Genomic DNA, 18,427 nt, shown 5'->3' on the forward strand with positions numbered 1-18,427 from the left:
TTGTTATCTCATTCCTTTTAATTTTTTCACACTTTGTGCGATCGATGTGATGATTTGCGGCGCTAGCTCTGGTCCTTGTCCATATGTCAAACTGATTCTCATGCTGCTTTTGGCTGCTTCTTCTGATTTTCCCATCGCCAGCAGGACACGGCTTGGTTCCTTTTTCTTAGCAGAACAAGCAGACGTTGTTGAAACGTAAATGCCTTCTTTTTCGAGCATATGCAGCAGGACTTCAATTTGAATACCTGGCACTGAAAAATTCACAATGTGCGGTGCACTATGCGTCAGCGGTGTGTTTATGACGACGCCTTCTATCTTTCCAAGCTGCTGCTCTAGCTCCTTTTTTAAAGCGATCATCTCATCATGATGCTTGTTTAAATGTTCAAATGATTGCTTTATGGCTTTTGCTAAGCTGACAGCTCCAGCAGGGTTCTCAGTCCCTGAGCGAAGGCCAAGTTCTTGCTCTCCTCCTGTGATAAAAGGTGCAAGTACGATCTCTTTCTTTAAAAAGAGGGCACCTGTTCCCTTCAGGCCGTGAATCTTGTGGCCAGACATCGTTAAAAGATCAATATCCATCTCTTTAGGCAGCGGAACCTTGCCAATTCCTTGTACGCCGTCGACATGAAAAATCGCTTCTTTGGCATACTTCCGAATGATGCTGGCCGCTTCCTCTATCGGCTGAATCGCGCCTGTTTCATTGTTTACATGCATGAGACTGACAAGCACTGTATCAGGGCGAAGCACTTCTTTTAAATGCGTCATATCTGCACGGCCATGCTCATTTACTTGAATATAGGAAATATCAAAGCCAAATAATGTTTTCAGCTGTTCAAACGATTCAATGACAGATGGATGCTCAATCGCTGTTGTGACAATATGTCTGCCTCGGTTCATCTTGGCAAGAGCAGCCCCTTTGATGGCAATGTTATTTGCTTCTGTTGCACCTGAAGTAAAAATAATCTCATATTGTGTAAAACCTGTATAGTGAAGGATTTGTTTTCGCGTTTCACTTAATAGACGGCTCGCATCAATTCCAAGTTGATGCAGCGAAGACGGATTCCCAAAAAAACGCTCACTCACTTGCTGATGTACTTGTAAAACCTCTGGATAAGGCTTTGTTGTAGCACTATTATCAAGATAAATCATATCTTAAACTCCTTACAAAAAAACTTAAAAAATAAATGCATTTATATGTTACCATAATGAAGTCAGACAGAGAATTTTCTGAAAATGGCAGTTGACAACTTTTTATTTTCACTATATCATCCATAGTGCAATTGTCATATAAACACCTAAATTGTCAGAATATTTAAATTTGACACAATACACTGATTGAGGAGGGACTATTTTGAATAATAGTTTAAGTATAAAAGAAACATTTGCTATTGGACTAATGCTTTTTGCATTATTCTTTGGTGCAGGAAATATGATTTTCCCGCCTGTTCTTGGACAATATGCTGGTGAAAACGTATGGCTTGCCATCGGGGGATTCCTACTTACAGGCGTAGGTCTTCCACTATTAGGGGTTATTGCTGTCGCCCTTACAGGTACCGGAGCCAAAGGTCTTGCCGATAAAGCACACCCTAAATTCGGGACTATCTTTACCGTTATTCTGTATTTATCCATTGGACCATTTTTCGCCATTCCACGAACTGGTACGGTTTCGTATGAGATAGGATTAGCTCCATTTCTCTCAGGTGCCCAAGCCACTTCATGGGTACCACTATTCATCTTTACCGTAGTGTTTTTCACTATTTCATACTTGCTTGCGTTAAATCCTTCAAAGCTGGTTGATCGTATTGGTAAAATTTTGACACCGATCTTATTAACTGTTATTGCTATTATTGTCATTAAAGCCATTGCTACGCCAATGGGAATGATCGGTGCTCCAGATAAAACATATGAGGCAAATCCGCTTTTCACTGGATTTTTAGAAGGCTATAAAACAATGGATGCACTTGCTTCTATCGTATTTGGAATCGTCGTGGTGACAGCTGTTAAGGACAGAGGCATCACAGAGCGAAAATCTCTTGCAGCAGCTTGTATTAAGGCAGGACTCGTAGCAGCTGTTGGACTGGCACTCGTGTACATTTCACTTGCTTATGTGGGTGCTTCAAGTCCCGATGCCACGGGAATGGTTGGAGCAAATGATGGCGGCAAACTGCTTTCACTTTCTGCCAACTTTTTATTCGGTTCTGCTGGTAACATTGTTCTTGGCGCAGCCATTTTATTCGCTTGTTTAACGACGAGTGTTGGACTTATTTCATCTTGTGGAGAATACTTTTCAAAGCTCTTCCCAGCACTTTCTTATCGTACCGTCGTTCTAATTGTTTCTTTATTTAGCACATTCGTTGCAAACCTCGGACTGGCACAAATCATATCTCTGTCGGTGCCTGTACTCGTAGCGATCTATCCACTGGCCATTGTCATTATTTTATTATCGTTCCTTGACCGCTGGATTAACGGCAGAAGAATCATTTATATCACTTCTCTCATCTTTACTGGTTTCTTTGCCATCATTGATGGATTATTAGCTGCCGAAGTGAATCTAGGCGGATTGCCTGGCATCTTGAAATCAATTGTTCCGTTTTACGATTTAGGCATTGGCTGGATCATACCAGCTATTATCGGTGCTTTGATTGGTGTACTTATTTCCATGTTTACCAGCCCACCAAAGCAACTTGCCTCATAACATCACAAACCAAAACATCCCCTTCCAAAGAAGAAGGGGATGTTTTTTTATTGTTCTTCATATACTAAAATAGAAAAATTCATGACTTTTGTACGAAAACACATGTTGACATCAGGCGTACATCCTTTATAATTAGTGATTGTTAATGATGAACGGTTACCTAGCAACTAATTAACAGAATATTTCAACATAATAATGGAGGCTTTAAATGCAATGAAGGCAACTTTGTCGACGAAAGATACGGTTATCATAGGTTTTATGCTGTTTGCTCTATTCTTCGGCGCCGGTAATATGATTTATCCACCAGAGCTTGGGCAATATGCTGGGCAAAATGTGTGGAAAGCAATGGGCGGATTTTTATTAACAGGTGTAGGTTTACCTCTTCTAGGGATTATTGCAATCGCTTTGACAGGTCGAGATGCGAAAGGATTAGCTGATAAAGCTCACCCAGCTTTTGGAACAGCGTTTACCGTCATTTTATATTTATCTATTGGGCCACTTTTCGCTATTCCTCGTACAGGAACGGTTTCATATGAAATTGGTGCACTACCCTTTTTAGCTGGTGTACCAGCTTGGCTCTCACTTCTTTTATTTACACTGGCCTTTTTTGGTATTACGTATTATCTTGCACTAAATCCAACGAAAATTGTGGATCGTGTAGGGAAAGTGTTAACACCGATTAAATTTACGATCATTTTGATTATTATCGTCAAAGCCATTTTGACACCAATGGGCGTCATTGGCACACCTGATGTGTCCTATAGCAATGGATCATTTTTCAAAGGGTTTTTAGAAGGCTATAAAACCATGGACGCTCTTGCATCTATTGTGTTTGGGGTTGTTGTCATCAACGCCATTAAAGGACGTGGTGTAACAAGTAAAAAAGCACTCACATCTGCTTGTATCAAAGCAGGCCTCATTGCAGCTTGCGGATTAACATTTGTTTATCTATCACTTGCTTATTTAGGCGCTTCAAGTACACACGCGATTGGTTTTGTTGGAGATGGTAGTAAAATCTTGGCTCAGTCTTCTCAATTTCTTTTTGGCAGTTTAGGTAATATTGTGTTAGGCGCGGCGATTACGGTTGCCTGTTTAACCACAAGTATCGGTCTCGTGACATCGTGCGGAGAGTATTTCTCAAATTTATTACCTAAACTTTCTTATAAAATGGTCGTTACACTCGTCACATTATTCAGTTTTATCATTTCAAATTTTGGACTTGCTCATATTATCGCTTTTTCAGTACCTGTGTTAACTGCGATTTACCCGTTAGCGATTGTGATTATCGTCTTATCACTTGCTGACAAATGGCTTGGTCATAGAAGACCTGTGTATGTCCTTACTTTGATTTTAACTGGCTGCGTCAGTCTGTTTGACGGCTTAGCAGCGGCGAAACTGCCGATTGGTCCTGTGAAAGATCTCTTTCAAACGATCTTGCCGCTATATGACCTTGGCATTGGCTGGATTGTACCTGCCATACTCGGAATCGTAATTGGATTTGTGATCTCTCTATTCACTTCTTCTGCTTCAGAAGAACGCCAAAAGCAAGCTTCATAACATGGAAAAAGCTGAAGTCCTAAAATGGACTTCAGCTTTTTTATTGATGCTGATATTCTTTTTCTTGCTGAGTTAAAAGCTTCTGGACGGCTCCAGGTGATGCTTTTTCGACAGCTGCTGCTGCCACATCAAATGAATCGTTATAATCATAGGCATAAAATCTTCGTTCTGCCTCTTTTAATTGCTCTGAAAGAATGTGGTTTTGACTTCTAAACCGGTTGCCGTATTGTATAATCCGTTCAATTTGATCCACTTTACGAAGCATGTCATGTGTTTCATCAACCACTTGTCTGACTGTTTCAGAGGCTTCTTTTAATTGCTGGTTCACTGCTAGCATATTCAGCGGCAAATTCTCTAGCTGCTCCTGCACTTGCTGAATCATCTCCTGCGCTTTTTCAGCACGGTCTTTGATGTCAGCAGGCACACCTGGAATGTTGCTTTTGTGCAGCTGGCGCACTGTATCTGTCAGCATGGTTTTAAGTTCAGCCAATGTTTCTCTTGCCTGTAATTCTTCTTTTCGTAACGATTGAAGGTGATCTTTAAACGCTTCATGAAGCGTTTTGGCTTCCTCAATAAAGGTCTCAAGCTGATTGATTTCATCCATTAATAATGTGTATGCGACATGGTCACGATCAAGCTTCTCTCGTATTTGCTTCATGAGCTTTTCAATTTCTTCTAATCGTTTTTCGAAGGCTTTCTGCTGATCCAGCTCTCCCGCTGTCAGCTTGTAGCTTTCTTTCACAAGAGTCGTTTCTGCCTTTGTCTGCGTGTGGTCTTGTTCAAGTTTTTCAAATGCTTCGGTCAGCTCAGGCATTTTGCTCTTGATTTCCTGACCTGCTTCTACTTCTGCTTCTAACTGATCATACAGCGTCTGAATCGCATCATCAATCATTTGCAGAATGCTTGATGCTTCATCTAAGTTGAGTTCATCAATCAGCAGTTTCTCCGCCCGGGTCAGCTGTTTATTCAAGTTCTCCAGCTCTTTTGTGATCTGGATGTGCTCTAGCTTGTAGCCTTTGTCTGTCATTTCTTTATAACCGTCTTTCAGCTTCGTCAGCTGACCTGGCACCGTTTGTTTGCAGTCTGCGATGAGCTTCGGTACATCATTGATATATAATTGCAGCTGATCGAGTCTGCGGTCTTGCTCAAGCAAAATTTTCCTTGCTGTCATGTAGTTTCCGTTTTCTGTCTCTTCCTCATACTGCTTGATCCCTTCCCAGGCCTCGTCCAAGTCCTGCTCCATTTTGTCATAAAGGGTGCCGTATAAATGGCTGTAAGCAAGTAGATTTTTTCGTACCGTTTGATATTGCTCTTTGACCTTCTCGATGTCTTTTCGGTTTTGCTCTTCACTTGTGACAAGGTCTGCAATCTCTTTTAAAATGTCTTCGATGTTTGAATCAGCAGCGGTGAGCAGATCTCCTATATGTGCAAGAACTTGCTTCGCTTTGGAGAATCGATATTTATCAGAATACTCCTCTGCATCATATAATAGCTCCTCTACCTTTGGAAGATGGGCTGTGACGATATCGTCCCACTCTGCACGCCATCTTTCAAAAAACTGCTCTGTTTCTCCGGTCATTTTTAAATGTTTGATTTTTGAAATTTCTTCTACAATTGATCTGTTTAAAATTTCAATTTTCCATGCTTCCAATCGGTCAATCTCTTTATATATATTTTTTCTGAGGAAATAACCGACTGAAAACAAAGCAAGCAAAATGACAATTAAACCGATGATAAACTCCATAATGAGCCCCCTTGTTGTGATCTAAGTGATGTCAGGGTAGTGTCCCGAGTAGACCTGAGAACCCTTTCGTGTCCGCTTTGCATTTGTTTTTTATAAGCAGGATTGTATTTTTCCCAATACGATCCATTCACGGTTTTATGTATGTTTTTTCAAGAAAGTCATTCAGGCTTTCTATCATTTGATCACATGTATTGATGTGACCTGTTTTTATGTATGCGGAAGCTGTCGTTTTCATTGTTATTATGATACCATGTAACCAGCATTTTTGGTCATGATTTTTCATTATTTTCGCTGATAAACATGACGTTTTTCAAAATATCGACAAGAGGTGACGACATGTTGAAACAAGATGCACATTTACATACGCCATTTTGCCCGCACGGTACGCTTGATCCTTTTCATTCTTATATTGAAAAAGCAATGAAAAAGGGATTTGATTCCATCACCTTTACCGAGCATGCCCCGCTGCCTCCTTCGTTTCGAGATCCAACGCCTGAGCAGGATAGCGCCATGAAGCTTCGAGACCTTGAAGCCTATTTGACGAAGCTGGATCAGCTGAAACAGGAATACAAAGGACAGTTAATAGTAAAAACTGGGCTTGAGGTCGACTATATCAAAGAGTATGAAGAGGAAACAAGTGCCTTTTTAGACTGTTACGGCCCTGAACTAGACGATAGCATTTTATCTGTTCACTTTCTTCCTGCTGGCAATGATTATATTTGTCTTGATTTTGATGAGCACGCCTTCAAGCAGCTGATCAGCATCTATGGCAGCACCGAACACGTCTATCAAAGCTACTATGACCAAATTCATTCTTCTATTCTATCATCTTTAGGTCCATATAAGCCAAAGAGAATCGGTCATATCACCCTTGTCCAGAAATTCAAACAACTTTTCCCATACGAAATGTCGCCAGAACTATGTCAAAGGGTCACCCTTTGTCTTGAAGAAACGGCAAAAAAAGGCATGTCCTTAGATTTTAATACATCAGGTCTTCGTAAAACATATGCCAGAAGTATCTATTTAGATCAATGGATGATTGATCTAGCAAAACAGAAAAAAATTCCGCTCATATTCGGGTCTGATGCCCATCAAGCGGAAGATCTCGGGTATGCGTATGATCAATTTGAAGACATCATGAGTTTCAGGTGAGGAACAAGTGCGGGTTCATTTGGTTCTAACAGATGATGAAGCGACCGGCTCAGTTCCTTATAGTACGTTTGATAAAAGTAAGGCTCGTTTGGGTTGATATAAAGCACCTCTGTTAAATATTGCGGCTGTAAATATGGCATCATCAGAAGTGATTTTAGCTGGATCATAAATGATGAGAGTGACAGCTGCTTACAAATCACATGGGTGCTTTTTCCTTTTTCAATGATGAGCTGAAACAAGTATTTTTCCTTTGTTAAATAGGTGGACATGATTTCCCTGATCAGCGTTGAATCAATGGTCACCTCTCGATAAACGAAACGGGTTAATTGACGATTTTCATGCTGATAAGATAAAATATCAAAAACCACATGAAGTAAACATTCTTTTGCATGACGGGTTTCCATGTGCTGGATGTGTGATTCAATCATTTGAATGTACCCTTCATAAAAATCGGATACGAGTTGCTCAAGTAGCCCTCCTTTTCCTTGAAAGTAATAAGATATATGGGCAACGTTGACGTTTGCTTCCTTCGCAATCTCACGGACAGAGGTTCCAGAAAATCCTTTTTGGTTAAAAAGTCTGATGGCAGCTTCAATAATACGATCTTTTGTTTGCACGGTTGTTGATGTTTTCATCCGCTCACCCCTCTTCATGTGTACATACTTCAAGGTGAAGGCGGAAGTTCCTTTAATCATTGCTCGACAAATCCCACATGCGAAGCGCAAGTTATGTATTTTTGAGATAGAAAGTAGGAGATTTTCATGTTTCATGTCGAAAAACAGTCTGGTGATCCATCGAAAGACTATCAATTACTCATCAAACAAGTAGAAGCGATTACGGATGGTGAACCTGATCTCATTGCCAACCTAGCCAATGCTGCGGCGCTGCTTTATCACTCGCTTCCTGAAGTCAATTGGGCAGGATTTTATTTAGCAAAAGGCGGAGAGCTTGTGCTTGGTCCATTCAACGGACTGCCCGCATGTGTACGCATTCCTTCTGGAAAAGGGGTTTGCGGTACAGCATTTGCGACAGGTGATGTACAGCGTATCGCTGATGTCCATGCATTCCCTGGTCATATTGCATGTGATGCAGCATCGCAATCTGAAATTGTGATCCCACTTAAAGTAAATGGACAAATCATTGGGGTACTCGATATTGACAGTCCAGTGAAAGATCGTTTCAATGAAGTGGATGAAACGTACTTAGTTCAATTTACAGAGGTTCTCCAAAATGCGTTATCAGCCTCTACTGATGCGTCATGATGCTTGAAAAGCAGACAATATGTCTGCTTTTTTGTTTTGCTTTCTTCCCGGATGAATGCGACCACGTTTGACATTCTCCTCTTTAAATAGGTTGACTTCTCCTATCTGGCGTCATATAATAGAGTTTGTGTGAAATATGGCAGCCTTTTTGTTCGGCTTTTTTGTATCATTTTGTTCCTTCTATATGGAGGTGCATCTTGTAACTCCCTGCTGCTGGAGCGAGGATGCATGAAAACATAATGACGGAAAAGACAAAGAACAGACGGTTTTTATTTTTCACAAATAAAAACAATAAGGAGGAGTCACATTATGGCTCGCTATACAGGTCCAAGTTGGAAGATTTCCCGCCGTTTAGGCATTTCATTAAGCGGAACAGGTAAGGAACTTGAAAAACGCCCTTACGCTCCAGGCCCACATGGTCCAGGACAACGCAAAAAACTATCTGAATACGGTTTACAATTACAAGAGAAGCAAAAGCTTCGTCACATGTACGGTGTCAACGAACGTCAATTCCGTACACTATTTGACAGAGCTGCTAAACTTCCTGGTAAACAAGGTGAAAACTTCATGATCCTTCTTGAAACTCGCCTTGACAACCTAGTATACCGTCTTGGCCTTGCTCGTACGCGCCGCCAAGCTCGTCAGCTAGTAAACCATGGTCACATCCTTGTTGATGGAAGCCGTGTAGACATCCCATCTTTCTCTGTGAAACCAGGTCAAACGATTGCTCTTCGTGAGAAATCTCAAAACCTTGCAGTTGTGAAAGAATCAGTTGAAGTGAACAACTTCGTACCTGAATACCTTACTTTCGATGCTGAAAAGCTTGAAGGAACTTTCACTCGTCTTCCAGAGCGTTCTGAATTAGCGCCTGAAATCAGCGAACAACTAATCGTTGAGTTCTACTCTCGTTAATTTCATGACTCTCTCAGAGAGTGATCAAACAAACCCTAGAGACCTTGATTGTTCAAGGATTTCTAGGGTTTTTTGTTTGGTTTTTTGTTTGGTCTTTTGTATGATACTCTCTAGCTACAAATAACTTATTTGCACACAAGAAAATTAGAACACCGATTACTCTTTACTCTTTTTCGTTTTCCTCTTACAATTACATTTACTGGATAACTCACAACTTAAAACAATAATGTAAGGAACGTTAAGGAGGAAAGCAATTTGTCGATCATTTCATTTATGTTAGCACTTATGCTCATTTCAATTGTTATCTATGCGGTTTTGAGAAAGACAAAAGTTGTCGATGAAGCGCCTGGAGCTATCGCTGAAATTCTCCTCATTTTACTCATCTTTTTTTCGATTAGTTTTGTCATCATCATTCCAAGTTCTGTACTTTATGTTGTTTCATTAGGAGTGAATTTTCTTTTTGGAGAATATATTACCTATGCATCATTTCTTTCATTATTGACCTTCTGTCTATTCGTCAGTGGGATTGTTCTTTTTTGGTCGATCTTTTTAGTATTCATTGGTAAAGGAATTTCCTCTTTGCTAAGATTTCCTCAATGGTTCACGTTTATCTTTGAATTTTTACTCTCATGGATCGTTGTGCATTTCTCAATTAAGTTTGTACTTAATATGAACATAGTCAATGTCTCCATTTGGGAGCACGGCACACTCATTTTATCTTTCTTTGTCAGCTTCTTATTTATTGGAATTGATCTTATCTACTCAAGTATTGAACAACGAAAACAGCCGCTGGATGAACAAGCAAAAAGCTCCTAGAGATGATTTCTAGGAGCTTTTGCTTGCCCAATTTGTGATCAGCTGCTCAGTTGTCAGGACAGTCGCAAATTCGTCATGCAGTGTTGCAAGTGAAAGGCGATGGATCGTTTCTGGGTCATAGTATGTACCGGTTTGATCTGTTAAACCAAAAGCGGCTGTTGCATCTGACATGAGGTATGTCTCAAAGCCTAGGTTTCCACTCATTCTTGTTGTGGTAGATACGCAGTGTGGTGTTGTGAGTCCAGCAATCACAACAGTGTCGATCTCGTTTGATCTTAGTTGTTCCTCTAAGTTTGTGCCTATAAAGCTGCTGTTGACTTTCTTTTGTATGACCGTTTCTTCATCTAGCGGTTTGGCGATCTCTTTGAAGGAGTGCCCTTCATTTGCTGGATAAAATAAGGAGTGCGGCTGATCCGATGTATGCTGAATATGAATGACTGTCCATCCTTTTTCTCTCCAAAACGTCAATAGACGACTGATATTCTTCTCTGCATCTAGGTTATTCCGTTCTCCCCATTTTTCGTGCTCGAATGCTTTCTGTACATCGACCATAATCAAAGCCTTTTGATGTTGTTGCACAAATACCCACCTCCGAAGATTCTCGTTCATTATATGTAGTGTAAGGAATGGCGGTTGATTTGTACATGTTTTTATTTGGCTATGTACGATGTTTTGTCTGTTTTTGCAGTAAAAAGACAAACCACACACTGGCTATTAAGTAATAGATACCAATGATGGATGTACAATTAGATATGACTTCTGCCCATTGCACTGATTTGACGATTGCCATCCAGATCATATAGATGATCAGAAATGAACATGGGAAATAGAGAAAGTAGCCCAAGAAAGCATATTTGAGTTTTTGCGTCATCTTTTATCCTCCTAAAAATCTTCTTCAACACCTAGCAGCACCCATATAACCATGACATCAAAAAAGACAGCACAAATCGCTGTCTTTTTGATTTTTTAATTCGTATTCTGTCCTCCGCCATTCAATCCTTCTTTCACATAGCCTTTGACTTGGCTTGAGGTTAATAGACCGATATGTCCAACACCGTGGATGAGGACGTTTCTCGCACCAATCAAGCGAGAGAGGCTGTTGACGACAATGAGATCGGCTGAGCTATAGACGGATGTGTAAAGAATTTTTTGATTTGGATCGGTGCCTGGTAATGCTCTGAGTGAAACGAGTCCATTCGCTCCACCAAGTGTGACGACGTTTTCAATTTTATCTCCGCCGTCTAGGTTCTTAATATAGTATAACGTGTTCGCACCGCCCATACTATGAGCCACAATATCTACTTTTTTGGCGCCCGTTTTGGCTAGTACATCTTTGACGAATCTAGAGAGCCTCGGGCCATTGTTCAGGTTATTGCCCGTTTTGTCTATGAAATCGATTGCAAAAAGTTGGTTTTGATCCCATCCCTGTGATACCAAGTATCGTTTGATCGAAGCAAAGTTATAAGACGCACCACCCATGCCGTGTACCATTACAACCGGATTATGCTCAGCCGCTTTGGCTTCTTTCGGCTGGATGAAGGCTATTGAACCTAGCACTAAGGCAAGGGCAACAAGAATTTGCAAACTCTTTTTCTTAAATCGAATCACTTTCATTCCCCCTTATTCATCTTATTCGACTCTATTTTATACAAGAAAAATATGTCAGAAAAGTGAACAAGGTAATGTTTATAAGATGATTTTACAGAAATATAAATAATCATAAAGCACCTTGGACTTTTTTAAATTAAAACAAAAAGACTACGAGCCCCTCTATCTTTCATATATAATGTGAATAGACAAAAGGAGGTTCTGCTAGATGCTGTTTACTCAAACACCTGCACTACCCTATTATGCCGTGATTTTCACATCAAAACGAACAAATGTCGAGCAGAAAGAATACGCCGTGGCTGCTCAAAAAATGGAAGAATTAGCGAAAGAACTAGACGGGTTTCTTGGAATAGAAAGTGTACGAGATGAACATGGTGTTGGAATCACTGTCTCTTACTGGGATTCATTAGCAGCCATCAAAGAATGGAAAGCACATACAGCACATCAGCGTGTTCAAAAAAAAGGAAAAAAAGATTGGTATGAATCCTATACAACCCGAATTTGTAAGGTAGAACATGCTTATACAAACGAAGATTCACTTCTTGAATAAGAAACAGACAAATGAGAGAAAACCGCTCTGTAAAAGCTTAATTCCTACTTCTGAATAAAAAAGAAAAGCACCTCAATGTATATGAACAATTGAGGTGCTTTTCATGATACTTACTGTTTCATAAGGATTTATTTATACGTCACAAGGAAATATTTCTTTTTCCCTCTTCTTAAGACGGTAAATTGGTTTTCAATTCTATCTTCAGCTGAAAGGACGTATTCTTTGTCGGTTTGTCTCTCTCCGTTGATGGAAACTGCGCCATTCGTGATATCTTCACGTGCTTGGCGTTTTGATGGAGACAGTTTTGATTCGACAAGAACATCAACAAGTGTTAATTCTTCTGCACTGTCTTTCTCCATTGATGGCACATCTTTAAAGCCTACTTTCACTTCTTCTGCTGTAAGAGATTTGATCTCGCCTTTAAATAGCGCATTTGAGATGTTGACAGCCTGTTCTAGTGATTCACGGCCATGCACAAGTGTTGTGACTTCTTCTGCCAAACGGCGCTGTGCTTCACGCTTTTCAGGGGCTGTTTGCACTTTTTCTTCGTACGATGCGATCTCTTCTTTTGATAGGAACGTAAAGTATTTTAAGTATTTCACGACATCACGGTCATCTGTGTTAATCCAGAATTGGTAGAATTCATATGGTGATGTTTTTTCTTTATCTAACCAGATGGCGCCGCCTTCCGTTTTCCCAAATTTCGTGCCGTCTGCTTTTGTCACAAGCGGCATTGTGAGACCAAATGCTTTTGCGCCTTCTGCTTCAGACTTACGGATCAACTCAAGTCCAGATGTGATATTTCCCCACTGGTCACTTCCGCCGATTTGCAGCTTACAGTTTTCATTTCTGTAAAGGTTCAAGAAGTCTAACGATTGCAGGATGACGTAGCTGAATTCTGTGTACGAAATACCTGTCTCAATCCGTGAGCTGACGATATCTTTTGCCAGCATGAAGTTCACACCGAAGTTCTTCCCAATATCACGAAGGAACGTGATGACATTCATTTGGCTGATCCAGTCGTAGTTATTCACGATAACGGCTGGATTCTCGCCTGCTTCAAAATCAAGAAATTGAGAGAGCTGGCCTTTGATTTTCTCTGACCACTGTTCGACGATTTCTGCTGGGTTTAGTGAACGTTCTGCTTTTTTGAAACTTGGGTCACCAATCAGTCCAGTTGCGCCGCCAACAAGTGCAATCGGATGATGGCCTGCTTCTTGGAATCTGCGCAATGTTAAAATTGGCAGTAAGTGACCAATGTGCAAGCTGTCAGCTGTTGGATCAAAGCCGGAGTATAGCTTGATTTTTTCTTCTGCTAATAATTTTGTTAAACCTTCTTCATCTGTTTGCTGCTGAATTAATCCTCTGAACGATAATTCTTCCATCAATTGACTCATATCCAAATCTCCTTTTTTTACAATTCAACATAAAAAACGCCCCTTCGAATGAACGAAGGGACGATATATATCGCGGTACCACCCTGCTTAAAAGACAAAACAACACGTCTTTTCACTTACACTGATAACGGACAGATCCGTTCTTTCACTAATCAGGCAACATGCATGCTCCTTTTCGTAAAAGCGGTTCGTGAGGGTAATTCGAATATCTCTTTGTACTGACTCGCACCAGCCGTCAGCTCTCTTGGACAGGGAAAGATGATTCTACTGAATCTCAGTCAAAACCTTTTCATATTCAACTAAAGTCATTTTTAACATACTTTTGATATCAAGTCAACTGACGGAAGCGATTAATCTTCCATTGTCGAGAGATCGCCAGCAGGTAAATTCAGTTCCCACGCTTTTAGCACACGTCTCATAATTTTACCGCTTCGTGTTTTTGGCAGTTTGTCTTTAAACTCAATTTCTCTCGGTGCTGCATGTGCAGCGAGTCCTTTTTTCACAAACGTACGAATCTCTTCTTTCAGCTCATCTGTCGGTTCGTATCCGCTTCTAAGCGCTATAAATGCTTTAATAATTTCACCGCGCACAGGATCTGGTTTTCCGATGACACCAGCCTCTGCAATGGCCGGATGTTCCACCAATTTACTTTCTACCTCAAATGGACCGACCCGCTCTCCTGACGTCATAATGACATCGTCGACACGTCCCTGGAACCAGAAGTATCCATCTTCATCCATATAAGCTGAATCTCCTGAAACATACCAATCTCCCGGCATAAAGTAAGATTCATATTTTTCAGGATTGTTCCAGATCGTATGCATCATAGACGGCCAGCCCTTTTTGATGGCAAGGTTCCCCATCCGGTATGGCGGAAGTTCATTTCCGGCATTATCTACAATCGCAGCTTCAACGCCTGGAATTGGTTTCCCCATCGAACCTGGTTTGATATCCATGCATGGATAGTTACAAATCAGCTGTGCACCTGTTTCTGTCATCCACCAAGTGTCATGAATTCGTTTACCGAATACAGCGTCTCCCCAGCGAATCACTTCTGGATTAAGTGGCTCTCCTACACTTAACACATGACGGAGTGAGCTGAGATCATATTTTTGAATGAGATCGTCTCCTGCTCCCATCAGCATTCTGAAGGCTGTCGGTGCACTGTACCAAACGGTCACACCAAGCGATTCAATGGTTTCGTACCACGTATCAGGATTGAACCTGCCGCCTAAAATGACATTCGTCGCTCCATTCAACCACGGAGAAAAAATACCGTACACCGTCCCTGTTACCCAGCCTGGATCAGCTGTACACCAGTAGACATCTTCTTCTTTCAAATCAAGTACCCATTTACCCGTCTGGCCTTGCTGCACCATTGCGCCATGAACATGGAGCACACCTTTTGGCGTACCAGTGGACCCTGACGTGTAATGAAGCAGGTATCCATCTTTTTCATCCATCCACTCGATTTCAAGTTCCTTCGCTGACTGCTCAAATGCTTCTTCAAAGTGAATCGTCCGCACACCACCTGCATCCTCTTTTTCACCGCCGACAATGATGACGGATTCAAGCTTTGGAAGTTCTGCAAACGGAATCCGCTCAAGCAGATCAGGCGTTGTCACAATCACTTTTGCCTCACTATTTTCTAAACGATCTTTGACGGCACCTTCCATAAATGCCTCAAATAACGGACCGACGATCGCACCAATTTTGACAGCACCAAGCAGTAGAAAATAGAGCTCAGGTGATCTTGGCATAAAGATAAACACGCGATCCCCTTTTTGCACATGTGCCTGTTCTCTTAATAGATTTCCTGCTTTGTTTGTCTTGATTTTCATATCCCTGAACGTATACTTTTCATCCCGCTCTGAATCTTTGTAGTGAAGCGCCACCTTGTTTTTACGAAACGAGTCCGCATGTCTGTCAATCGCTTCATAAGCTGCATTTACTTTTCCTGTTTCATACCAAGAGAAATTTTTTCTCGCTTCCTCCCATGAAAATTCTTTGTATGCTTGCTCATAATCATTTAAATGATAGTCCCCTTTTACTGATGGTAGCGTTTCCACTTTCATCAAACAGTCCCCCTTTGCATACGTTTACAATGACCATTATAGTATAGATGACTTTTTTTCTCAATTTTTAAAAAACTTCTGATGAAACCGTTTTAATTATTGCAAGATTTAAGATAAAATAGAGACGACTCACTAGAATTTGAGGCGGTGGATACGTGGAGCATCCTAAAACTTATTATTCAAAAACAATTACGAGAGAAACAGGCACCATCCTGATTGAAGGCCCGGTACCTGCATCAGAGCTGGCGAAATATAGTTTTCATGAAGGACTAACGGCATTTCGCACGCCTGAGGAACAGAAACAAGCACTTGTTGAAATAGCAGGTCTTCCTGAAGGACGTATTATCATTGCTAGGGTGGATGAGCTTGTCGTAGGCTATGTCACGTATTTGTATCCTGATCCGCTTGAACGCTGGTCAGAAGGCAACATGGACAATTTAATTGAGCTCGGTGCCATTGAAGTCGCTCCTCCATTCAGAGGCTGCTCACTTGGCAAGCATTTACTGGATGTGAGCATGATGGATGAGCAAATGGAGAATTACATTATCATTACAACTGAATATTACTGGCATTGGGATTTAAAGGGGACAAAGAAAAACGTGTGGGAGTACCGCAAAATGATGGAGAAAATGATGAACGCCGGCGGTCTTGTCTGGTTTGCAACAGACGAGCCAGAGATTAGCTCACATCCAGCCAATTGTTTAATGGCCAGAATTGGGAAACATGTGAGTCCTGATTCGATCGAGCGTTTCGATCGTCTTCGCTTCCATCAGCGCTTTATGTATTAACGTTCAATTCGTTTTTTTGGCAAAGGGGATTGGTAAACATGATGATTGAACAAATTATGGAGCGTGATGTGATCACGCTGCGCAAAACCGATACGATTGAAGAAGCCATTCAAAAAATGAGTGCACATCACATTCGGCATATTCCCATCGTATCTGAGCAGGGATCTGTCATTGGGATGGTGACAGATCGGGATATTAAAAATGCCAGTCCAAGTATTTTTGAAACAGAGAAAAGGCAGCTTTTTATTCAGCGGCCGGTTGAAGACATCATGGTGCTAGAGACGATTACCGCTCATCCGCTTGATTTCGTTGAGGAGATTTCAAGTGTCTTTTTTGAACACGGAATTGGCTGTCTTCCCGTTGTGAGACGTGGCAAGCTTGTAGGGATCATCACAAAAACAGATTTACTTCGTACGTTTGTAAGACTAACAGGTGCAGATCAGCCTGGATCACATTTAGAGGTTGAAGTAGCGCAAGTGACAGAGGGTCTTGCAGACATTACGTCCATTTTAAAAGAACAGCATATTCAAATGCTGAGTGTACTCGTGTACCCACATGCCAATGAAGCCTCTAAAGTGCTCGTCTTCCGCCTTCAAACGATGCATGCAGATCATGTGATGAAGCTGATTCGTGCAAAAGGTTATAAAGTGCTCTGGCCTATGGAGCAGACGATCAAATGAAGGAAGCGACCTTTGTTTTTTCACCATCTTTTCAAACGTACCAGTTTCACCAAGATCATCCCTTCAATCAGCTTCGCGTCTACTTAACTTATGATCTTCTTCAAAAAATGAAGGCATTAACGGATGATGAGATTGTCGCACCTCGTATGGCGACGCTGGAGGAATTAAAGCTTGTCCATACAGCAGACTACATTCAAGCAGTACAGCGGGCAAGTGAAGGAAAACTGTCCACCACAGAGGGGGAACGTTATGGTCTTGGCACTGAGGATACCCCGATGTTTGCAGGGATGCATGAGGCAGCTTCTCTCCTAGTTGGCGGGACATTAACAGCGGTTGATCAAGTGATGCTTGGACATTCGCAGCATGCGCTCAATCTTGGCGGCGGGCTTCACCATGGATTTAAAGGGCGTGCTTCTGGCTTTTGTATTTATAATGACAGCTCTGTAGCCATTCAGTATATTCAAAAGACATATGGCGCTAGAATTTTATATATTGATACAGATGCTCATCATGGCGATGGTGTACAGTTTAGCTTCTATGATGATCCAGAGGTATGTACTGTTTCCATTCATGAAACAGGGCGCTATTTGTTCCCTGGAACTGGACAAGTACAGGAAAGGGGTCATGATAAAGGCTATGGCTATGCATATAATATCCCGCTTGACGCATTTACAGAAGACGAATCATTTTTAGAAGCCTATCGAACAGCAGTGACAGAGATTGCTGCTTTTTTTAAACCAGATGTCATTTTGACGCAAAATGGAGCAGATGCCCACTATTATGACCCTTTGACGCATTTATCTGCTACCATGAAAATATATGAGGAAATTCCTAGAATTGCCCATGAGCTGGCGCATCAATATTGTGATGGAAAATGGATCGCTGTGGGCGGAGGCGGCTATGATATTTGGCGTGTCGTCCCAAGAGCATGGAGCCGCATTTGGCTTGAGATGAAAGGCATCACACCACCAGATGCGCTTCCTCAGGAATGGATTCGGGCATGGGAAAAACAATCGCCTGTTCCGCTTCCATCCACATGGCTAGATCCTGACGATTTATATCCACCGATTCCAAGAAGAGCAGAAATTACAGAAAAAAATGCACAAACGGTAGAAAAAGCACTCATGCCTGTGCGACGAGAAAAGAAAAAGGCATAAAAAAAAGCAGGCGTCCACTGATCAAGTGAGCCTGCTT

The 18,427-nt window shown here is 41.4% G+C and carries 18 protein-coding genes and 1 other annotated feature; of the genes, 10 read left to right on the top strand and 8 right to left on the bottom strand.

Translation table 11 applies throughout. The features are described from left to right. Window positions 1–3: 3 nt before the first annotated feature. Window positions 4–1,146 carry a cysteine desulfurase family protein gene (locus MHH31_RS13445; protein ID WP_060832557.1) on the bottom strand — a complete coding sequence of 381 codons (1,143 nt, stop codon included), beginning with the start codon at window positions 1,144–1,146 and terminating at the stop codon, window positions 4–6. A 202-nt stretch (window positions 1,147–1,348) separates the two neighbouring features. Between MHH31_RS13445 and brnQ (MHH31_RS13450) the strand changes: the two genes are divergently transcribed. Continuing rightward, complete coding sequence (brnQ, locus tag MHH31_RS13450; RefSeq protein ID WP_039170258.1) at window positions 1,349–2,692, top strand: branched-chain amino acid transport system II carrier protein; 1,344 nt, start codon at window positions 1,349–1,351, stop codon at window positions 2,690–2,692. A gap of 213 nt (window positions 2,693–2,905) precedes the next feature. After that, on the top strand, window positions 2,906–4,249 hold the full coding sequence (gene brnQ / locus MHH31_RS13455; RefSeq protein ID WP_024718689.1) for a branched-chain amino acid transport system II carrier protein: 1,344 nt from the start codon (window positions 2,906–2,908) through the stop codon (window positions 4,247–4,249). A gap of 40 nt (window positions 4,250–4,289) precedes the next feature. Here brnQ (MHH31_RS13455) and ezrA read toward each other — a convergent pair whose 3' ends face one another. Then, entirely contained in the window at window positions 4,290–5,993 is a 1,704-nt protein-coding gene (gene ezrA, locus MHH31_RS13460; RefSeq protein ID WP_342494888.1) for a septation ring formation regulator EzrA, read from the bottom strand. Window positions 5,994–6,329: 336 nt separating this feature from the next. Here ezrA and hisJ point away from each other — a divergent pair, with 336 nt between their 5' ends. After that, entirely contained in the window at window positions 6,330–7,145 is an 816-nt protein-coding gene (gene hisJ / locus MHH31_RS13465; RefSeq protein ID WP_047945281.1) for a histidinol-phosphatase HisJ, read from the top strand. Here the strand turns inward: hisJ and refZ are convergent. Beyond that, window positions 7,115–7,780, bottom strand: coding sequence for a forespore capture DNA-binding protein RefZ (gene refZ, locus MHH31_RS13470; RefSeq protein WP_342494889.1), 666 nt, complete (start codon window positions 7,778–7,780; stop codon window positions 7,115–7,117). The two genes, hisJ and refZ, sit on opposite strands and share 31 nt — an antisense overlap. Window positions 7,781–7,906: 126 nt before the next feature. Between refZ and MHH31_RS13475 the strand changes: the two genes are divergently transcribed. From MHH31_RS13475 to MHH31_RS13485, 3 genes are all read left to right on the top strand, one after another. Next, complete coding sequence (locus MHH31_RS13475; protein WP_041092574.1) at window positions 7,907–8,407, top strand: GAF domain-containing protein; 501 nt, start codon at window positions 7,907–7,909, stop codon at window positions 8,405–8,407. 309 nt (window positions 8,408–8,716) lie between these two features. Further along, window positions 8,717–9,319 (top strand): 30S ribosomal protein S4, encoded by a 603-nt coding sequence (gene rpsD / locus MHH31_RS13480; protein WP_007501777.1) that lies wholly within the window; start codon window positions 8,717–8,719, stop codon window positions 9,317–9,319. A 255-nt stretch (window positions 9,320–9,574) separates the two neighbouring features. Then, a complete protein-coding gene (locus MHH31_RS13485) occupies window positions 9,575–10,135 on the top strand; it encodes a hypothetical protein (RefSeq protein ID WP_024718693.1) in 561 nt (186 codons plus the stop codon). A 9-nt stretch (window positions 10,136–10,144) separates the two neighbouring features. On the opposite strand, the gene MHH31_RS13490 is transcribed toward MHH31_RS13485, so the two are convergent. The 3 genes from MHH31_RS13490 to MHH31_RS13500 all read right to left on the bottom strand — a co-directional run bounded on the left by MHH31_RS13490 (window position 10,145) and on the right by MHH31_RS13500 (window position 11,749). Further along, window positions 10,145–10,744 carry a cysteine hydrolase family protein gene (locus tag MHH31_RS13490; protein WP_284725589.1) on the bottom strand — a complete coding sequence of 200 codons (600 nt, stop codon included), beginning with the start codon at window positions 10,742–10,744 and terminating at the stop codon, window positions 10,145–10,147. 49 nt (window positions 10,745–10,793) lie between these two features. After that, window positions 10,794–11,006, bottom strand: coding sequence for a hypothetical protein (locus MHH31_RS13495; protein ID WP_039170275.1), 213 nt, complete (start codon window positions 11,004–11,006; stop codon window positions 10,794–10,796). Between the two features lie 95 nt (window positions 11,007–11,101). Then, window positions 11,102–11,749, bottom strand: a complete 648-nt coding sequence (locus MHH31_RS13500) for a triacylglycerol lipase (RefSeq protein ID WP_041092577.1) — start codon at window positions 11,747–11,749, stop codon at window positions 11,102–11,104. 202 nt (window positions 11,750–11,951) lie between these two features. Between MHH31_RS13500 and MHH31_RS13505 the strand changes: the two genes are divergently transcribed. Further along, complete coding sequence (locus MHH31_RS13505; RefSeq protein WP_039170277.1) at window positions 11,952–12,293, top strand: antibiotic biosynthesis monooxygenase; 342 nt, start codon at window positions 11,952–11,954, stop codon at window positions 12,291–12,293. A gap of 128 nt (window positions 12,294–12,421) precedes the next feature. On the opposite strand, the gene tyrS is transcribed toward MHH31_RS13505, so the two are convergent. After that, window positions 12,422–13,690, bottom strand: a complete 1,269-nt coding sequence (gene tyrS, locus MHH31_RS13510) for a tyrosine--tRNA ligase (RefSeq protein ID WP_342461899.1) — start codon at window positions 13,688–13,690, stop codon at window positions 12,422–12,424. A gap of 53 nt (window positions 13,691–13,743) precedes the next feature. Then, window positions 13,744–13,981: a binding site (T-box leader), on the bottom strand. A 59-nt stretch (window positions 13,982–14,040) separates the two neighbouring features. Continuing rightward, window positions 14,041–15,765, bottom strand: a complete 1,725-nt coding sequence (acsA, locus tag MHH31_RS13515) for an acetate--CoA ligase (RefSeq protein ID WP_285526409.1) — start codon at window positions 15,763–15,765, stop codon at window positions 14,041–14,043. A gap of 155 nt (window positions 15,766–15,920) precedes the next feature. Between acsA and MHH31_RS13520 the strand changes: the two genes are divergently transcribed. From MHH31_RS13520 to MHH31_RS13530, 3 genes are read left to right on the top strand one after another with little or no spacing between them, the layout of a single operon-like run. Continuing rightward, entirely contained in the window at window positions 15,921–16,553 is a 633-nt protein-coding gene (locus MHH31_RS13520; RefSeq protein WP_212361457.1) for a GNAT family N-acetyltransferase, read from the top strand. Between the two features lie 38 nt (window positions 16,554–16,591). Then, on the top strand, window positions 16,592–17,233 hold the full coding sequence (locus MHH31_RS13525) for a CBS and ACT domain-containing protein (RefSeq protein ID WP_017358312.1): 642 nt from the start codon (window positions 16,592–16,594) through the stop codon (window positions 17,231–17,233). Next, a complete protein-coding gene (locus MHH31_RS13530) occupies window positions 17,230–18,390 on the top strand; it encodes an acetoin utilization protein AcuC (RefSeq protein WP_144680007.1) in 1,161 nt (386 codons plus the stop codon). Before MHH31_RS13525 ends, MHH31_RS13530 begins: the two co-directional genes overlap by 4 nt. Window positions 18,391–18,427: the final 37 nt, after the last annotated feature.

The sequence above is a fragment of the Bacillus sp. FSL K6-1033 genome (assembly GCF_038630765.1).
Taxonomy (GTDB): domain Bacteria; phylum Bacillota; class Bacilli; order Bacillales; family Bacillaceae; genus Bacillus; species Bacillus altitudinis.

Coding starts and splice junctions, on each gene's coding strand:
- MHH31_RS13445 (WP_060832557.1), bottom strand. CDS start 1,146: ATGATTTATCTTGATAATAGTGCTACAACAAAGCCTTATCCAGAGGTT.
- brnQ (WP_024718689.1), top strand. CDS start 2,906: ATGAAGGCAACTTTGTCGACGAAAGATACGGTTATCATAGGTTTTATG.
- ezrA (WP_342494888.1), bottom strand. CDS start 5,993: ATGGAGTTTATCATCGGTTTAATTGTCATTTTGCTTGCTTTGTTTTCA.
- hisJ (WP_047945281.1), top strand. CDS start 6,330: ATGTTGAAACAAGATGCACATTTACATACGCCATTTTGCCCGCACGGT.
- refZ (WP_342494889.1), bottom strand. CDS start 7,780: ATGAAAACATCAACAACCGTGCAAACAAAAGATCGTATTATTGAAGCT.
- MHH31_RS13475 (WP_041092574.1), top strand. CDS start 7,907: ATGTTTCATGTCGAAAAACAGTCTGGTGATCCATCGAAAGACTATCAA.
- rpsD (WP_007501777.1), top strand. CDS start 8,717: ATGGCTCGCTATACAGGTCCAAGTTGGAAGATTTCCCGCCGTTTAGGC.
- MHH31_RS13490 (WP_284725589.1), bottom strand. CDS start 10,744: ATGAACGAGAATCTTCGGAGGTGGGTATTTGTGCAACAACATCAAAAG.
- MHH31_RS13495 (WP_039170275.1), bottom strand. CDS start 11,006: ATGACGCAAAAACTCAAATATGCTTTCTTGGGCTACTTTCTCTATTTC.
- MHH31_RS13500 (WP_041092577.1), bottom strand. CDS start 11,749: ATGAAAGTGATTCGATTTAAGAAAAAGAGTTTGCAAATTCTTGTTGCC.
- MHH31_RS13505 (WP_039170277.1), top strand. CDS start 11,952: ATGCTGTTTACTCAAACACCTGCACTACCCTATTATGCCGTGATTTTC.
- tyrS (WP_342461899.1), bottom strand. CDS start 13,690: ATGAGTCAATTGATGGAAGAATTATCGTTCAGAGGATTAATTCAGCAG.
- acsA (WP_285526409.1), bottom strand. CDS start 15,765: ATGAAAGTGGAAACGCTACCATCAGTAAAAGGGGACTATCATTTAAAT.
- MHH31_RS13525 (WP_017358312.1), top strand. CDS start 16,592: ATGATGATTGAACAAATTATGGAGCGTGATGTGATCACGCTGCGCAAA.
- MHH31_RS13530 (WP_144680007.1), top strand. CDS start 17,230: ATGAAGGAAGCGACCTTTGTTTTTTCACCATCTTTTCAAACGTACCAG.